This is a genomic window from Bradyrhizobium sp. P5_C12 (assembly GCF_054049735.1).
In genome coordinates, this window is sequence record NZ_JBFULU010000021.1 from 55,331 (window position 1) to 70,124 (window position 14,794).

Sequence of the window (14,794 nt, forward strand, 5' to 3'; positions counted from 1 at the left end):
CGAAGACGCGCTTCTGCCCGGGCATGACGAGTTCGTGGCACGGGCGTCGGCCGTGCCACAAGCCACACGCAAAATGCGACGGACGTTTCCGTCCGCCGCATTCGCCACCCCCCTGCTGCTCCGCTTCTTTCGATCCGCCCGCGGAGCCTATTTCTTCAGCGCGAACACCCAGACGACGCCGCCCTGCGGAACATTGGCCTCGATGCCGATGTTGTTGGTCACCAGCGCATCCTGGATACGTTGCGCGTCCACGCCCCACCCCGACTGGATCGCGATGTATTGCGTGCCGTCGATCTCATAGGACACCGGCATGCCCATGATGCCGGAGTTGGTCTTCTGCTCCCACAACAGCTCGCCGGTCTTGGCGTTGAAGGCGCGGAAGTTGCGGTCGTTGGTGCCGCCGGCAAAGATGAGATCGCCCGCCGTCGCCGTCACCGAGCCGAACAGCTGCGACTTCGGGAAGTTGTGCTGCCACACCTTCTTGCCGGTGACGGGATCCCAGGCCTGCAGCTCGCCAAAATGATCCGCGCCCGGCTTTGTCTTCAGCCCAATATCTTCCGGCTTGGTACCGAGCCAGAGCTCGCCCGGCTTGAGCGCGACCTTCTCGCCGGTGAAGCCGCCGCAGAAGTTCTCGTTGGCGGGCACGTAGACCAGGCCGGTCCTCTGGCTGTAGGCCGCCGACGGCCAGTCCTTGCCGCCCCATAGAGAGGGACAGAACTCGACGCGCTTGCCAATCACCGGCTTGTGCGCGGGATCGACGATCGGCTTGCCGGTTTCGGCATCGATGCCCTTCCAGACGTCGGTGGAGACGAACGGCCAGCCTGCCACGTAGTTGATCTTGGTCGGCGTGCGCTCGAGCACCCAGAAGATCGCGTCGCGGCCCGGATGGACCAGGCTCTTGATGTTGCGGCCATCGCGTTGCAGGTCGATCAGCATCGGCGCTTCGACCTCGTCCCAGTCCCAGGAATCGTTCTGGTGATACTGGTGATAGGTCTTGATCTTGCCGGTGTTGGGGTCGAGCGCAAGCACCGACGAGGTGTAGAGATTGTCACCGGGATGGGTCTCGCCCGGCCACGGCGCCGCGTTGCCGACGCCCCAGTAGATCGTCTTGGTCTCCTTGTCGTAATTGCCGGTCATCCAGGCCGAGCCGCCGCCGTTCTTCCAGTCGTCGCCCTGCCAGGTGTCATGACCGGGCTCGCCTTCGCCGGGAATGGTGTAGGTCCGCCACAATTCCTTGCCGTCCTTGGCGTCATAGGCGGCGACATAGCCGCGCACGCCGAACTCGCCGCCGGAGCCGCCGACGATGACCTTGCCGTCGACGATCAGCGGCATCAGGGTCATGTACTGGCCCTTCTTGTAGTCCTGGACCTTGGTGTCCCACACCACCTTGCCGGTCTTGGCGTCGAGCGCGACGACATGGTCGTCAGTAGTGGCGAGATAGAGCTTGTCCTCCCAGAGGCCGACGCCGCGGCTGGTCGGGTGCAGCTGGAAGAGATCATCGGGGAGCTGCCGCTTGTAACGCCAGTACTCGTCGCCGGTCTTGGCGTTCAGCGCGATCACCTGGCCCATCGGGGTCGCCACGAACATCACGCCGTTGTTGATGATCGGCGGCGCCTCGTGGCCTTCGACCACGCCGGTGGCAAAGGTCCATACCGGCGTGAGATTTTTCACGTTCGAGATGTTGATCTGGTCGAGCGGGCTGTAACCCTGCCCGTCATAGGTGCGCCGATAGAGCATCCAGTTGGCGGGTTCAGGATTTTCCAGGCGCTGCGCGGTGACCGGAGAGTAGTTCTCGATCGGGCCCGCGACGGCGGCGGTGGAGGCGAGGCAGGTGAAGGCGACGAAGCCAGACAGTAACCATTGCTTCCTGGTCATGGACGTTTTCATGGACGTTCCCCTTTTTCATCCGCTTGAATTCTTGTGTTGAATTCTTGTCGTTCGTTCCGTCGTCCGCCCATCGGCGGATGCGGCCTCTCGTGACGCGGGCACAACCCGCACCGTCCATCATCCTGGCTGCGCGCCACCTACCTTTCCGACGAAGTTGCCGGCGACGCTGAGCGAGCCGTCAGCGAGCGTCAGCGGCAGCGCGGCGAGCCGCCGCGGTGCCGGCCCGAACACCACCTGCGCGCCCGCGCGGGGATCGTATTCGGAGTTGTGGCACATGCATTTGAACACCTCCTTGTCACCGACATCGCTCTTGACCCAGGCGGTGACGGGACAGCCGGCATGGGAACAGATCGCCGAATAGGCGATGATGCCGTCGATGGCGCGCGCGCGCGTCTTCTCGTCGAGCTCGGCGGGATCGAGCCGGATGATCAGGATCTCGTTGAGGCGGGAGGCGCTGCGCACCACCGATGTCGTGGGATCCTTCGGCCAGGCATGGACCGGTGGTCCGCCGGCCGGCAGATCGGCCGCGGTGATGAGCTTTCCCTCCTGGTCGCCTTCGGAGAAGACGAGCAGATCGCCCTTCTGCGGCCGCTCGTCGGAACCAGGCGGATCCTCGCCCGCGCGCAACTGCGTGGAACAGGCGAGGCACGTCGTGGTGACGAGCGCGCCCATCAGGAGCGCGCGCCGCGTTTGCTCCGGGCGCGCGTCGGCTTCGGGCTGCGCAGTGTCGTCGGAGGATGAAGAGGTTGCGTTGAAAGATGCACTCGACATGTGCGCGAGCAGGCGCTGGAACTCTGCCGAAAAGAAGGCGGAGATTTTGCGCCGCAGTGCATCAATATGGCTTTGCTCGCGCTGATTGAATGCAAACAAGCGCATTCACGCGCATATTTTCGATTGCAACGTCACACCGCGCGATAGGCATGATGATTTTGCAGATCAGACCGATGCTCTCGGAATTGGTGCAACGCGCCAACGTGCGCCGCGATGTCAACGAACATCAATTCGGTTGTACGTTTCTCAGGCAGGTATTTTGTATTCTAGGAGCGGAGCACGTGCCGGGGCGAAGCGATACGCCCGGCAACAGTCGCCGATGCCATCTCAAAGCTGTCGGCGATGCGCCGTGCCTTGTCGATGAAGAGCGCGGCCGCTGCGGGTGGACAGGCTTCACGCGCGGTCTGCTCGAACAGGTCGAGCCAGCGGTCGAAATGATCGCCGACCAGGCTCAGGGGCAGATGCGCCCGCATCGGTGAACCGTGATAGCGGCCGGTCATCAGCACGACCGACGACCAGAAATCCTTGAGCTTGGCGAGGTGCTCGTCCCAATTCCGCACGACCGCGAATACCGGCCCCAGCAGCTTGTCCTCGCGCACGCGCCCGTAGAAGCGAGTGACGAGTTCCCCGATCATCTCTTCGGTGATCCCGGTGCGCTCGATCGCATCCTGGACCAGCAGGTTCCGCCGCGCGGCCGCAGCTTCCCGCTCGGCCTTTAGTCGATCCGACATATCCTTCGTTATCCGTTCCGTTGTTCCCGCAGCCGCCCGTGCAACATTGTCGGGCCAATCACGCGCGTCGTCTTTGCCGCAGCGCAAATTGCGGGACTGCCGGCGGGCGTTATATCTTGAGCATGATCTTGTCGGAAAACCGCTACGCACTTTTCCGGATCATGCTCCGAACGCCCGCCGCCCGCGCCAAAATCAGGCGCCGTAGGTGTAGAAGCCCTGACCGGTCTTGCGGCCGAGATGGCCGGCATCGACCATTTCCTTGAGCAAGGGAGCCGGACGGTATTTGGGGTCGTTGAAGCCTTTGTAAAAGACCTCCATCACCGACAGCATGGTATCGAGCCCGACCAGATCGGCCAGCGCCAGCGGTCCGATCGGATGGTTGCAGCCGAGCTTCATGCCGGCATCGATCTCCTCCGCGGTCGCGATCCCTTCCTGAAGCGCGAAGATCGCCTCGTTGATCATCGGGCAGAGAATGCGGTTGACGGCGAAGCCCGGGCTGTTCTTCGCCGTGATCGCCACCTTGCCGACGCGCTTGGCGAAGTCGAGCGCCTTGGCGTGGGTGTCGTCGGAGGTCTGCAAGCCGCGGATGAGCTCCAAGAGCGCCATCACCGGCACCGGGTTGAAGAAGTGCATGCCGATGAAGCGGTCGGGGCGATCGGTTGCGGCGGCGAGCTTGGTGATCGAGATCGACGAGGTGTTGGTCGCGAGCAGCGTGCGCGGCGACAGCGTCGCGCAGAGATCCTTCAGGATCTTGACCTTGAGCTCTTCGTTCTCGGTCGCGGCCTCGATCACCAGATCGCAATCGGCGAGCTTGGCGCGGTCGGTCGTGCCGGTGATGCGCTTCAGCGCCGCCTCGCGATCCGCCGCCGACATCTTCTCCTTCTTGACCAGGCGCTCGAGGCTGCCGCCCACGGTCGACAATCCGCGGTTCACCGCCGCATCGGAAATGTCGACCATCACGACCGAAAGGCCGGCCGCAGCGCAAATCTGCGCGATGCCGTTCCCCATGGTCCCTGCCCCGATGATGCCAACGGTATTGATCATTGCTTACATCCTTCTCATCCTGCGGGGCGTGCCAGCGCTGGCCCCCGCCTCTTGTTCCTGCATCAGGCTCTAGCACCGCCGCCGGGCGGGTGCGACCTGATCCTGCCCCTTCCTTAAAGCATCCATGGCGGGAATAAAGCCGGCCTTCCGTCGCGAAAGGGCACGATTTAGGCTCTTGCGCACCGCTTACTCAAGTTTTGCGCCGTATCCCGCCTCTGGATAGAGCCGACGGCGCGGACAGGCCGGACGCAGGCTTGGGACCATCCCGGCCCGCTGCGCAGCGGCCCTTCAGCAAAAACGAATTTCGGTAAAGTGGCAGCAAAACGTTCCACGACATTTTTGTGACATAGGCCACACCAGCTTCGCGCCCGGCCTGCTAGCGTCGGGGCATGATGAAACATCTCGGACTACCGATCATCCTCACCGCCCTCGTGATCGCCACGCAAAGTCCGGCTGCCGAGACCAAGGGCGCAGGCTCAACCTTCGTTTCGCCCGTGATGGCGAAATGGATCGACGCCTACAAGGCGAAGACAGGCAACACCGTCAGCTACCAGGCGGTCGGCTCGAGCATTGGCGTCGGCTTGATCAAGAAGGAAGCCGTCGATTTCGGCGCGAGCGACATGCCGCTCGATCCCAAGGAGTTGGACAGGCTCGGCATGATGCAATTCCCGATCGTGATCGGGGGTGTCGTGCCCGTGGTCAACATCGATGGTGTCAAGCCCGGCCAGATTCGCTTCACCGGGCAGGTGCTCGCGGACATCTATCTCGGCAAGCTCAAATCCTGGAACGATCCGGCGATACGGGCGATCAACCCCGACATCAGACTCCCGAGCGCGGCGATCACGGTGGTTCATCGCGTCGACGGATCGGGAACGACGTTCAACTGGTCGAACTACCTCTCGAAGATCAGCCCACAATGGAAGACGACCGTGGGCGAAGGCACCTCGGTCGAGTGGCCAGTCGGGTTGGGAGGAAAGGGCAATGACGGCGTCGCCTCGCTCGTCAGTCTCGTTCCCGGCTCGATCGGTTACCTCGAATACACCTACGCGCTGCAACGGCTCGACAGGATTTCCTTCGGAATCGTGCAGAACGGTGCCGGCAATTTCGTCGTCCCCGACGCCGCATCGTTCCAGGCGGCGGCCTCGAGCGCGGACTGGAAGGCGGAGAAGGATTTCCATCTCGTGCTCACCAACGCGCCGGGTGAAGACGCCTACCCCATCACCGCCACGACATTCGTGCTGATGCCGAAGACCCCGAAATCGCCGGAACGGTCGGCAGCCGCCATCGACTTTGTGCGCTGGTCGCTGGAGAACGGCAAGCCGCAGGCTGAAACGCTCAATTACGTTCCGCTGCCGCCCGCCTTGGTTGATCAGATCGAACGGTACTGGCAACTGAGCTTTGGGGCAGCCCCCACGGTCGCGGCCTCGGCTAACGTCAAGCGCTGAGCTTTGAGATGGAGGTTCGGGGCAGATTGCACCGGATCCCCGATTGACAGGCCAAGCGGCCCTAGGATCTACGTCCCGGGAGCCGGCATCAGGCGCACACACATCCATTTTCCGAATGAAACGCGTTTCCAAATCGTCTCTCCCGGGTATTCTGTAGACGTCAACAAGACTCACAGAGACCAGCCCGTGAAGCGATTGCGTAGCGTCGATATCGACGATCCAGAGGCACTTTGCCGGACGCCGAAGCGTCAGGCCGAATGAACGACTTCGCGCGCTCCGTCGCCGCCGCCTTCTCGCTCATCGGCGAGGCCGATGCCGAGCTCCTCGGCATCGTCGCATTGTCGTTGCGCGTCAGCCTGACCGCCAGCATCCTCGCGGTGCTGATCGGCGCACCCTTCGGGGCCTTTCTGGCGATCGCCCGCTTCGGTGGACGGCAGGTCATCATCGTGCTGACCAACGCGCTGCTCGGCCTTCCGCCGGTCGTGGTCGGGCTTGGCCTCTATCTGCTGCTGTCGCGGTCGGGCCCGCTCGGAGCAGCCGGCCTGCTGTTCACGCCAACCGGGATGGTGATCGCGCAGACGCTGCTCGCCACGCCGATCGTGGTCGCACTGGTGCACAGGCCGGCGAGCCTGCTGTGGGCGGAATATGGCGATCTGGCGCGGATCGACGGGCTGTCGGTGCTGCGCAGCATGGCACTCCTGCTTGCGCTCGGCCGGACCTCGCTGATGACGGCTTTTCTGGCGGCCTTCGGGCGCGCGATCGCGGAGGTGGGCGCCATCATCATCGTCGGCGGCAACATCCGCGGCTTCACGCGCACGATGACGACCGCCATCGCCCTGGAGACCAGCAAGGGCGACCTGCCGCTGGCGCTCGGGCTCGGGCTGATCCTGCTCGCGCTCAGCGTGGCGGTATCGACCGTCGCCTTCCTGCTAGTGGGACGCGTTGGGGAAAAATAGCTGCTCGCCGCCGACCTTGTAGCCGGCGATCGCGTCCTGCCCCTTCGGCGAGACCAGCCAGTCGATGAAGGCCTGTCCGTCCTGTGCCTTCACGTCGGGATGCTTTGCCGGATTCACCAGCATGACGCCGTACTGGTTGAAGAGCCGCTTGTCGCCCTCGGTCAGGACGGCGAGCTCGCCGCGGTTCTTGAACGACAGCCAGGTGCCGCGATCCGACAGCAGATAGGCGTTCGAGGATGAGGCCATGTTCAGCGCCGGCCCCATGCCCTGACCGATCTCGCGATACCAGCTGTCCTTGCCGGCACTGAGGTCGACACCCGCCTCCTTCCACAGCCTGAGCTCGGCCGCGTGCGTGCCGGACTTGTCGCCGCGCGAGATGAACGGCGCCTTCGCCGCCGCGATCTTGCGCAGCGCATCAGCGACGTCCTTGCCACCGGCAATCTGCGCCGGATCGCTCTTCGGCCCGACGATGATGAAGTCGTTGTACATGACGTCGAAACGCTTCACGCCCTGCCCTTCCGACATGAACCTGTCTTCTGCGGGCCTGTCATGGACGAACACCACGTCGGCATCGCCCCGCCGCCCGATGTCCAGCGCCTGGCCGGTGCCGACGGCAACGACCTTCACATTGACGCCCTCGGCTTTCGAGAACAGGGGCAGCAGGTAGCCGAACAAGCCCGACTGTTCGGTCGACGTCGTCGAGGCGACGGTGATGGTGCGATCCTGCGCGTAAGCGCACGTCGACCAGACCAGAACCGCTGCGATGGCGGCAAGCTTCCTCATGCGTTGTCCTCACTCTCCAGACGTTTCAAATTACGCCAGGGAGGACGACGCTGGGAAGCCCCACGTTCGGCTCAGGATCAGCGGTCGGGGCGGTACCGCATAACGGCGAGACGGTTTGTCACGCATACGCTCGCATCGATGCATTTCGAATGAAGGATGCAACACGGTCGGCGTTGCAATCGTGGATCGCCCGAAAGCGCGACACGGCAGTCGCGTTTCCCGCGCGGTGGACGCACGGATGTTCTGCAATTGGTCCCACCTACATTGACATCGATGTGACGGCCGGGGCAGTTTTTGCATTGCTGGCGAATCAGCGATTGCCTCACGCCGAGTACCTCTTGGACAACTCCCTGTGCTTTCGAGACTGATATCGTTGCTGCGCCGCATTCCTGCGGTGAAATGGGCGTTCACCCGGCTTAGGCCCTTGCCGCACCGCGGCAGCATCGACGTCGCACCGATCGCGGCAAGCGACTCGCCGGCAATCGTTGCCGACATCGCAGAAGATGTTCCGGCTCCCGACAGCAGCAGCACTAACCCGCTGTGCGGTGACACCGAGACCGCCGTTGCGACTCCGGCCGCCGGGGATGGCACCGCTATCTCGGTCATCCCGGAGAGCTCGTCCGCAGCGCCGACGGATATCAGCGTCACCGACGATTCATCCCCGGAAACGCCGACAGAGGTCGAGTCGGTCGTCGTCCAAGAGGTTTCGGTCTCGTCAGTCGAGGTGGAGAGCGAGGCCGTCGATGCTCATGAGCTCGTCAGCAGCGATCCGCCTGCAGAGCTCCAGACCAACGTCGCACCCGTCGTCGTAGAAGAGACATCGGTGCCGTTTGTCGAGAGCGAGCCGGTCGATGCTCCCGAGCTCGTCAGCAGCGCCCCGTCTGCGGAACCCCCGGCGAACGTCGAACCCGTCATCGTTGCAGAGGCGCGGCTGTCGCCTGTCGAGGCCGAGAGCCAGCAGGCCAACGCGCCCGAGCCTGTCATCAGCAGCGATGCAACTGCCGACCTCTCGACCGAGGTCGAGCTTGTCGTCGTAGAGGAGGCGCTGGTCTCGTCCATAGACATCGAGATCCCTCCGATTGATGTCCCTGTTCTCGCCGTCAACGACGATACCTCCTTCGACGTCGCTGATGTTGAGCCGGCTGTCGTGGAGGATTCGTGTGTCGCGCTTGCGGACAGCGAAGTCTCGGCGGCGGAGGTCTCCGAGAACAGCATCGACGCCGCTCCCTTCGCTGTCGTCGCAATGGAGATCGAGCCGGTCCCGGCCAACGATCCTGCCCCGATCGCAGCCATCGCCGCGGAGGGTTCCTCTGCCGACACAGCGAGCGTCGTCACGCATGTCGCGCCGGAACCGGTCCTCGAGACCCCCTCACCGGAGACCCCCTCACCGGAGACCCGCAGCGCACCGAAGGCCCCTGCCAGAGCCGCGGAACCCGTCGACCGCACCACGCTGATCCGGCGGCGCTGGGCGGAAACCGGGATCAGGATGTGGAATCCGCGGCTTCATGGCACCGGCGACGCCACGCTCAACATCCAGGGACGTGTCGAGCTGCTGCCGCCCGAGCCCGGCGAGACCATGCCGCGCTACGACAAGCTCGAATTCAAGATGCTCGGCGGGCAGATCGTGTGCGAGGGCGTCATCGTCGAAGCGCCCGCGCATGCGAGCCAGCGCAGCTTCACCCGGCTCGCCGAGCCCGGGAAACCCGACCGGGTCCGCGAACCCGTGCGGGAACGCCAGGCCGCTCTCGCCTGATCCTTTTCCACCGCGGCCACGCTCGCCATATGCTAGGCTGATATCCCAAATAGGGGAGATCGCATGCCCGCAAAATTGTTGCGACTGATCGTGATCGCCGCACTCTGCGTCTCGCATGGAGCCTTTGCCGCTTCCGGCAAGCGGGCGCACCACGCGCCCGCCACCGATCCGGTCGCGCCCTACAAGGCCGACCGGCTCTCGTCCTCCCGCGGCGAGACCGTCCTCAACACGCCCGGCCAGACCACCGTGCTGACGCGGCAGGTCCTCGACGACATGAACGCAAGAAGCCTGAGGGACGCCATGCGCTCCACCGCGGGCGTGACGATCGGGCGCTAGGCATCCCAGGCACTTTGGCTCAGGGAATCGGATAGCCTTTCCAGACCCATTCCAGCGCCGCCGGCAGGGTTTGCGCGATCGTCGGCCGATCGACGTGCTTGGCGTTGCGCACGAACAGGAACTGGTAGTGGTAGCCCTTCTCCGCCAGCACCTTCGCCATCAGCGCGTTCGACAACGTCCAGTCGTGCATCCCGTCGGGAATGGTGGGATTGGGATAGAACAGGTCCTAGTCGCCACCGAAGAACCAGAAGCGGATCGGCTTGGTCGGCGCGGCAACGATCAGCGGCACCCCGGGCGGCTCAGCCGGCGTGAGCACGCCGGCCTTGGAGATGAGATTGGGACCGGCCGGCCCCGTCCATGCGCTGTGATATTCCCAGGCGCCGCCGCGCAGAGACGGATCATGCGGCCATTGCTGGTTGACCATCGTCGGCGAGAACGCCAGCACGCGGTGATAGAGGTCGGGATAGAACCACGCCATGGTGAAGGCTGCAGCACCGCTCGAGCTCAGCCCCATGGTCGCGCGCCCGTCGGGATTTTTGGTGAGCTTGACGTCGGCGTTCTTCTCGACCAGCGGCAGCACCTCGCGCTCGACGAACTGCGCGTACACACCTGACACCGCATCATATTCGCGCCCGCGCTGGCTGCCCTGCGCATCCTGGCCGCCATTGCCGATCTGGATCGCGATCATCGGCGGCACGCGGCGCTGCACGATCAGATTGTCGAGGGTGGTGGCGAGATCCTTGTAGGCGTTGGAGCCGCCGTCGCCGACCACGATGAACGGCGCCTCGGTGCCGCGGACATATTGCGCCGGCACGTAGACGTCGATCGTGCGCGACCAGATGCCGGGATGGCTCGTGGTGACGATCATGTGCGATTTGTCGTCCGGCGCGGTGACGGTCGTCATGATCGAGGAATTGGTACAACCGGCGACATCGTCGCGGATCAGGCCGGGATTGTAGATCGTGCTGTCCTTCGAGGTCAGCGTGAACGACTTCGTCGTACCGCGCGGCACGCCCTCTTTCGCGATCGTCTCCGGCGCCGGATTGTGGGTCGGGCCGATGATGAAATTGCCCTCGGCGCCAGGCGGCGGCAGCGTTCCGTCAGGCAACTCGGTCGCGCGCGGATAATTGGGGTTCGACGGATCGCGCGTCGGCGGCGCTGTCTTGAAGTCAAGGCCCGTCGTATCGATGAAGAAGGGCGCCGCCTTGTCGGTGGTGTTGGCACCGGACGGCACGGCCATGTCCTGGGTCACGCAGGCCGGCTGCGACATGGCGACTGACGTGAAGGAGGCAGCGGAAATCAGCGTCACCGCGAGGACGGGCAAGATCCTGATCATTTCAGCTCCCGGTGCCGACGAGTCTTGTTGGCTCGTCTTGAAGGCGAAGTATGCCGGGTGACCGGCAAGCGGTCAAACCCGGGCGGCCCGCGTTGCCGCGATGGCCGCCATACTTAAACCGGCCGCGAACCGTTATTCCCGCACGGGACGTGAAATATTCCGGACATGAAACCGTTGCCGACAGGCCGGTCACGACGTAGCTTGCGGCCCGTCGGGAAGGCACCCAGGCTGCGTCCGATCGAAACAACAAGAACGAACAAGAACCAACAAGAACAATACGGGAGGCAGATCATGAGAGCGTTCACGGCCGCACTGTGCGCATTGGCGCTGTCGGCAACCGGCGTGCAGGCACAGACCGTCAAGGATTTCCTGACGGCAGTCACCAAGAAATGGACCACGCCGTTCGAGCCGTTCCAGCTCATCGGCAACATCTATTATGTCGGCACCGACGGCATCGCCGTCTACGTGATCAAGACCTCGCAAGGCCTGATCCTGATGGATACGGCGCTTCCGGAGTCGACCGGCATGATCAAGGACAACATCGCAAAGCTCGGTCTCAAGGTCGCCGACATCAAGTACATTCTCAACACCCACGCGCATTTCGACCACACCGGCGGCTTCGCCGAGATCAAGAAGGAGACCGGCGCGCAGCTCGTGGCCGGCGAGCGCGACAAGCCGCTGCTCGAAGGTGGCTACTATCCCGGCGACGAAAAGAACGAGGACCTCGTCTTCCCCGCCGTCAAGGTCGACCGTGCCGTCAAGGAGGGCGACAAGGTCACGCTCGGCGACACCACACTGACGGCGCATTCAACGCCCGGCCACTCGCCGGGCTGCACGAGTTGGGAAATGACCGTCAAGGACGGTAACCAGGACCGCGAGGTGCTGTTCTTCTGCAGCGGCACGGTCGCGTTGAACCGGCTGGTCGGTCAACCGACCCACGCCGGCATCGTCGACGACTACCGCGCGATTTATGCCAAGGTAAAGGCGATGAAGATCGACGTGCTGCTTGGACCGCATCCCGAAGTCTATGGCATGCAGGCCAAGCGCGCCGAGATGAAGGACGGCGCGCCGAACCCGTTCGTCAAGCCGGGCGAGCTCGCGACCTACGCGACCGGCCTGTCGGAGGAGTTCGACAAGCAGCTCGCCAAGCAGACGGCCGCGCTCGAGAAGAAATAGCGGCTGTCATACGCCTCTCTTCACCTCTCCGCGGCGAGGAGAGGTGAATCAAATGCGCCGGCCGAGCGCGCGGCAATACGCTCGACCGCGCCGTCGCGATTGCACATGGTTAGCAGAACGTAGCTGCGGTTATCGGGGACGATGCATGTCTCTGCCGCCGCATATCCTTAACGCGGCCTCACCAATGCGCGCGGCCGTAAAATTCCGCGGCAGCGCGCAACCTGCGCGGGCTCTTGCCGCGGAACCCGCCTAACGCGCCCTTTACCCCCGCCGTGCAAATATCCCCCCGTTTTGAAGGAATCCGGGGCGCGTATTGCAATGCCTGTCGTCGATTTGAAGACTCACCTCGCCGCCGCCATGCGGCTGTTTCGCGTGCCGGCCGACAACCCGGACCTGACGCGCGCGCAGTTCGAAGCCTTCTCCAAGCAGATCCCGCTGCTCTACTTCATCCTGATCAGCAACACGATCGCGGTCGCCTATACCTATGTGAACGTGGCGCCGGACTGGCTGACGATGATCGTGCCGAGCGTGCTGACCGTGCTTGCAGCGCTCCGCACCGTCTGGTGGCTGCGCCAGCGCCATCTCGTGCGCAGCGACGCCGACATCCTGCGCAATCTGCGCGCGACCAACTGGATGACGCTGCCGATCGGCGCCGGCTTCACCGCCTGGTCCTTCGCGCTCTATCCTTACGGCGATCCCTTCGCCAAGAGCCAGGTCGCCTTCTACATGGCCGTGACCGTGATCGGCTGCATCTTCTCGCTGATGCATCTGCGGTCGGCGGCGCTGATCGTGACGCTGGTCGTCGACGTGCCCTATGTGCTGTTCTTCTTCGCCACGGGTGAGCCGACCCTGAAGGCGATCGCGGTCAACAACCTCCTGGTCTCGGGCGCGATGGTGACGGTGCTGGTGATCTATTATCGCGACTTCGCCGACCTCGTCGCCAGCCGCAAGTCGCTGCTCGCACAGCAGGCGGCGACGCAAGCCCTCTCGGACGAAAATTTCCGTCTCGCCAATCTCGATTCCCTCACCGAGCTGCCGAACCGCCGCCGCTTCTTCGCGGAGCTTGCGAGCGCCTTCGGCGACGCCGAACGCAGAAATGTTCGCCTCGCGGTCGGGATCATCGACCTCGACGGCTTCAAGCCGATCAACGACAATTACGGCCACTCGGTCGGAGACCGCGTCCTGATCGAGGCGGGCCGGCGCATCCGCGAGGTTTGCGAGGGCTTTGGCCCGCAGCGGGTCGAATTCGCCCGGCTCGGCGGCGACGAGTTCGGCCTCGTGGTGTGCGGCGACCCCGAGGAGGCCGATCTGGCGCGGCTTGGCGAACGCATCGGCGATCGGGTCAAGCTGCCCTACCAGCTCGATACCGCGCATACCGGATTATCCTGCTCGATCGGCTTTGCCCTGTTTCCGCACTCCGCGACGACGTCGGAGGCGCTCTATGAATGCGCCGACTATTCGCTCTATCACGCCAAGCGCCATCTGCGCGGCCGCACCGTGATCTTCTCGAGCGAGCTCGAGGCCGAGATCCGCAGCCGCGGCGTCATCGAGAACCTGCTGCGCACATCCGATTTCGACACCGAGATGGAGCTGGTATTCCAGCCGATCGTGGATGCCATGAGCGAGCACACCGCGGGCTTCGAGGTGCTGTCGCGCTGGCACAGCCCCCGCCTCGGCCAGGTCTCGCCGGCCGACTTCATTCCCGCAGCCGAACGCATCGGCCTGATCCGTCCCCTGACGCAGGCGCTCCTGGTTCGCGCGCTCGCAGCCGCGAAGAGCTGGCCCGATGAAATCCACGTGTCGTTCAACCTCTCCGCCCACGACATCTGTTCGGCCGAGGGGATTCTGCCGCTGATCACCATCATCGAGAGAAGCGGCGTGCCGCCGCGCCGGATCGATTTCGAGATCACCGAGACCGCCGTCACCTTCGACTTCGTGCGCGCGCAGCAATCGATCGCCGCGCTGAAGGCGATGGGTTGCGGCATTTCGCTCGACGATTTCGGCACCGGCTATTCGTCGCTGAGCCACGTGCACCGCCTGCCGCTCGACAAGATCAAGGTCGACCGCAGCTTCGTCGCCGACATCAACGACAATCCGGTCAGCCACAAGATCATCAAGTCGCTCACCGGCCTGTGCGACGACATGGAAATCGCCTGCGTTGTCGAGGGCGTCGAGACCCGCGCCCAGCTGGACAGCCTGCGCCGGCTCGGCTGCGACTTCATCCAGGGCTATTATTTCGCAAAGCCCATGCCGCGCGATGCGATCGACGATTATCTCGCGAAGGAATGGCAGCGCCTTGACGGCGGCGCGATGCCCGGAGCCCAGATCCTGGCCTGAGGCGGACATGCCACAATCGACGCATGTAGCGCTGACGAATTGAACCAGCGCCTGTCAATGGTCCAGTTCACATGCGTCGAAACGCCCTCGGCAGGCGGGCATCTAATGTCAATACTTGTCAGCGTCCGCAAAACGCGCAATACTCAATTTCAAGGGGAAAGATACTAAAGATACAACTTTTTTGATCTTTGGCTTTCAACTGGGCGCGGCGGCAAACACGGTTGTGAGTTGGCAATCGG

General features: G+C 63.8%; 13 protein-coding genes. 6 read left to right on the top strand and 7 right to left on the bottom strand.

Features of this window, described 5'->3' with window-relative positions; all coding sequences use genetic code 11:
* Positions 1-147: 147 nt before the first annotated feature.
* The 4 genes from ACXJMY_RS19950 to ACXJMY_RS19965 form a co-directional block, all read right to left on the bottom strand.
* Positions 148-1,875, bottom strand: a complete 1,728-nt coding sequence (locus tag ACXJMY_RS19950; RefSeq protein ID WP_456621109.1) for a methanol/ethanol family PQQ-dependent dehydrogenase — start codon at positions 1,873-1,875, stop codon at positions 148-150.
* A 129-nt stretch (positions 1,876-2,004) separates the two neighbouring features.
* Positions 2,005-2,658, bottom strand: coding sequence for a QcrA and Rieske domain-containing protein (locus tag ACXJMY_RS19955; RefSeq protein ID WP_456621050.1), 654 nt, complete (start codon positions 2,656-2,658; stop codon positions 2,005-2,007).
* Between the two features lie 266 nt (positions 2,659-2,924).
* A complete protein-coding gene (locus ACXJMY_RS19960; protein ID WP_456621051.1) occupies positions 2,925-3,389 on the bottom strand; it encodes a group III truncated hemoglobin in 465 nt (154 codons plus the stop codon).
* A 192-nt stretch (positions 3,390-3,581) separates the two neighbouring features.
* The gene (locus ACXJMY_RS19965) at positions 3,582-4,433 is read right to left on the bottom strand and encodes a 3-hydroxybutyryl-CoA dehydrogenase (protein WP_028152200.1); all 852 of its coding nucleotides are present in this window, start codon (positions 4,431-4,433) and stop codon (positions 3,582-3,584) included.
* A gap of 389 nt (positions 4,434-4,822) precedes the next feature.
* On the opposite strand from ACXJMY_RS19965, the gene pstS reads away from it, so the two are divergent.
* Together pstS and ACXJMY_RS19975 are read left to right on the top strand one after the other, a co-directional pair.
* Positions 4,823-5,878: a phosphate ABC transporter substrate-binding protein PstS gene (gene pstS / locus ACXJMY_RS19970; protein ID WP_456621052.1), complete on the top strand. Its 1,056-nt coding sequence runs from the start codon at positions 4,823-4,825 to the stop codon at positions 5,876-5,878.
* A 257-nt stretch (positions 5,879-6,135) separates the two neighbouring features.
* Positions 6,136-6,834 (top strand): ABC transporter permease, encoded by a 699-nt coding sequence (locus ACXJMY_RS19975; protein ID WP_456621053.1) that lies wholly within the window; start codon positions 6,136-6,138, stop codon positions 6,832-6,834.
* On the opposite strand, the gene ACXJMY_RS19980 is transcribed toward ACXJMY_RS19975, so the two are convergent.
* Positions 6,808-7,617, bottom strand: coding sequence for an extracellular solute-binding protein (locus ACXJMY_RS19980; RefSeq protein WP_456621054.1), 810 nt, complete (start codon positions 7,615-7,617; stop codon positions 6,808-6,810). The genes ACXJMY_RS19975 and ACXJMY_RS19980 overlap by 27 nt on opposite strands.
* Before the next feature lie 373 nt (positions 7,618-7,990).
* Here ACXJMY_RS19980 and ACXJMY_RS19985 point away from each other — a divergent pair, with 373 nt between their 5' ends.
* Complete coding sequence (locus tag ACXJMY_RS19985; RefSeq protein ID WP_456621055.1) at positions 7,991-9,370, top strand: hypothetical protein; 1,380 nt, start codon at positions 7,991-7,993, stop codon at positions 9,368-9,370.
* 63 nt (positions 9,371-9,433) lie between these two features.
* Positions 9,434-9,706, top strand: a complete 273-nt coding sequence (locus tag ACXJMY_RS19990) for a TonB-dependent receptor plug domain-containing protein (RefSeq protein ID WP_456621056.1) — start codon at positions 9,434-9,436, stop codon at positions 9,704-9,706.
* A gap of 19 nt (positions 9,707-9,725) precedes the next feature.
* On the opposite strand, the gene ACXJMY_RS19995 is transcribed toward ACXJMY_RS19990, so the two are convergent.
* Complete coding sequence (locus tag ACXJMY_RS19995; RefSeq protein ID WP_456621057.1) at positions 9,726-9,881, bottom strand: hypothetical protein; 156 nt, start codon at positions 9,879-9,881, stop codon at positions 9,726-9,728.
* Positions 9,882-9,932: 51 nt separating this feature from the next.
* Positions 9,933-11,042, bottom strand: coding sequence for an alpha/beta hydrolase (locus tag ACXJMY_RS20000; protein ID WP_456621058.1), 1,110 nt, complete (start codon positions 11,040-11,042; stop codon positions 9,933-9,935).
* 291 nt (positions 11,043-11,333) lie between these two features.
* Here ACXJMY_RS20000 and blaBJP point away from each other — a divergent pair, with 291 nt between their 5' ends.
* Entirely contained in the window at positions 11,334-12,218 is an 885-nt protein-coding gene (gene blaBJP / locus ACXJMY_RS20005; protein WP_456621059.1) for a BJP family subclass B3 metallo-beta-lactamase, read from the top strand.
* A 318-nt stretch (positions 12,219-12,536) separates the two neighbouring features.
* A complete protein-coding gene (locus tag ACXJMY_RS20010) occupies positions 12,537-14,555 on the top strand; it encodes a putative bifunctional diguanylate cyclase/phosphodiesterase (RefSeq protein WP_456621060.1) in 2,019 nt (672 codons plus the stop codon).
* The last annotated feature ends 239 nt before the right edge of the window (positions 14,556-14,794 follow it).

Coding starts and splice junctions, on each gene's coding strand:
- ACXJMY_RS19980 (WP_456621054.1), bottom strand. CDS start 7,617: ATGAGGAAGCTTGCCGCCATCGCAGCGGTTCTGGTCTGGTCGACGTGC.
- ACXJMY_RS19950 (WP_456621109.1), bottom strand. CDS start 1,875: ATGACCAGGAAGCAATGGTTACTGTCTGGCTTCGTCGCCTTCACCTGC.
- ACXJMY_RS19965 (WP_028152200.1), bottom strand. CDS start 4,433: ATGATCAATACCGTTGGCATCATCGGGGCAGGGACCATGGGGAACGGC.
- ACXJMY_RS20000 (WP_456621058.1), bottom strand. CDS start 11,042: ATGATCAGGATCTTGCCCGTCCTCGCGGTGACGCTGATTTCCGCTGCC.
- pstS (WP_456621052.1), top strand. CDS start 4,823: ATGATGAAACATCTCGGACTACCGATCATCCTCACCGCCCTCGTGATC.
- ACXJMY_RS19955 (WP_456621050.1), bottom strand. CDS start 2,658: ATGTCGAGTGCATCTTTCAACGCAACCTCTTCATCCTCCGACGACACT.
- ACXJMY_RS19960 (WP_456621051.1), bottom strand. CDS start 3,389: ATGTCGGATCGACTAAAGGCCGAGCGGGAAGCTGCGGCCGCGCGGCGG.
- blaBJP (WP_456621059.1), top strand. CDS start 11,334: ATGAGAGCGTTCACGGCCGCACTGTGCGCATTGGCGCTGTCGGCAACC.
- ACXJMY_RS20010 (WP_456621060.1), top strand. CDS start 12,537: ATGCCTGTCGTCGATTTGAAGACTCACCTCGCCGCCGCCATGCGGCTG.
- ACXJMY_RS19975 (WP_456621053.1), top strand. CDS start 6,136: ATGAACGACTTCGCGCGCTCCGTCGCCGCCGCCTTCTCGCTCATCGGC.
- ACXJMY_RS19990 (WP_456621056.1), top strand. CDS start 9,434: ATGCCCGCAAAATTGTTGCGACTGATCGTGATCGCCGCACTCTGCGTC.